General features: G+C 66.7%; 3 protein-coding genes. All 3 read right to left on the bottom strand.

Annotated elements, in window-relative coordinates; all coding sequences use genetic code 11:
* A partial coding sequence (locus AC1DOC_RS32655; protein WP_478131439.1) for an AAA family ATPase occupies positions 1 to 226 on the bottom strand: 226 nt, incomplete at its 3' end.
* 23 nt (positions 227 to 249) lie between these two features.
* Positions 250 to 882, bottom strand: coding sequence for an outer membrane lipoprotein periplasmic chaperone LolA (gene lolA / locus AC1DOC_RS32650; protein ID WP_062362977.1), 633 nt, complete (start codon positions 880 to 882; stop codon positions 250 to 252).
* A 154-nt stretch (positions 883 to 1,036) separates the two neighbouring features.
* A partial coding sequence (locus AC1DOC_RS32645; protein ID WP_478131438.1) for a DNA translocase FtsK occupies positions 1,037 to 1,686 on the bottom strand: 650 nt, incomplete at its 5' end.

Below are 1,686 nucleotides of genomic sequence, written 5' to 3'. Positions count from 1 at the left end.
CGCTGATGCTGAGGAACTGCGCATCGAAGGCATCGGCCATCAGCCGCGCGATGGTCGTCTTGCCGGTGCCGGGCGGCCCCCAGAGGATGCACGAATGCGGCTGGCCCGATTCGAAGRCAATGCGCAGCGGCATGCCCGGCCCCAGCAGGTGCTGCTGGCCGATGACCTCGCCCAGCGTCTTCGGACGCAGGCGCTCGGCAAGGGGTTGATGCGAACTGGTGGCCAAACCTGCGGTGCTTCTGGTGGCTGCTATTGCTTGATGACGTCGGCGCCGGCGGGCGCCTTGAACTCGAACACGCTGGCAGGCAGTGCCGGATTCACCTCCACCTTGCTGAACTTGAGCACCGAGCGCTGCCCGAAGCTGTCGAGGATTTCGAGCGCCGCCAGCGCGTCGCCCTGGAAGCCGACCTGCACATTCTGCAGCTGGCCGTCCTTGTTCTTGGGCGTGGCCTTGACCCACTGCAGGCCGTCGCGCTCGGGCGCGGCCTCGAGCGTGAAGTCGGCCTGCAGCGCGCGCAGGTCGGGTGCCGCGGCAATCAGCGCGGCGGGCGTCGAGCCCAGCGCCTGCGACTGGGCGCGCTGCGTGACCTGGTTCAGGTCGGCGTCGTAGAGCCACAGCGTCTTGCCGTCGGCCACGATGCTCTGGGCGAAGGGCTTCTGGTAGTCGAACTTGAACTTGCCGGGCCGCTGGAATTCGAAGGTGCCGGTGGAGGTCTTGGTGCGGCCGGGCTGGCCTTCGCGCGGCGGCGCCGTCACGGTCTGGGTGAACTCGGCGCGGCCCGACTTGACCGTCTTCACGAAGGCCTCGAGGCTTTCAAGGCCGCCGGCCCAGGCGTTGGCGGAACACAGGAGGCCGATCAACAGCCAATGGCGAATTTTCAATTGAGGTTCCTCGGAAAAAGCGATGGCGTTGACAGGACCATACCCCGCTGCGCGTTGCGCCATGTGCGGGGCTTCATGAAGTTTTGCAACGTTATTGCAGCTTTTGCAAAGTGGCTGTCAGTGCGTAACGCCGGGGTCCGCAGGCATTGGCCGGCTATTCGGCGCGCGCCGGCACCAGGATCTCGCGCTGGCCGCTGCCGCTCATGGCGCTGACCAGGCCCGCCTTCTCCATGTCTTCCACCAGCCGCGCCGCGCGGTTGTAGCCGATCTTCAGGTGGCGCTGCACCAGCGAGATGCTGGCCTTGCGGTTCTTCAGCACCACTTCGACCGCCTGGTCGTACATCGGGTCCTTCTCGGCGTCGCCGCCCTCGCCCAGCAYGTCGCCGTCACCGTCGACCGTGCCGCCCTCGAGCACGCCTTCGATGTAGTCGGGCTCGCCCTGGCTCTTGAGGTAGGCCACCACGCGGTGCACTTCCTCGTCGCTCACGAAGGCGCCGTGCACGCGGATCGGAAGGCCCGTGCCGCTCGGCATGTAGAGCATGTCGCCCATGCCCAGCAGCGCCTCGGCGCCCATCTGGTCGAGGATGGTGCGGCTGTCGATCTTGCTCGACACCTGGAAGGCGATGCGCGTGGGAATGTTGGCCTTGATGAGGCCGGTGATCACGTCGACGCTGGGCCGCTGCGTGGCCAGGATCAGGTGGATGCCGGCGGCGCGCGCCTTCTGCGCAAGGCGGGCGATGAGCTCTTCGATCTTCTTGCCCACCACCATCATCAGGTCGGCGAGTTCGTCGATCACCACCTCGA

This window comes from Variovorax sp. 01T439_2, assembly GCF_056398445.1.
This window is presented reverse-complemented; position numbering and strand designations above follow the sequence as displayed.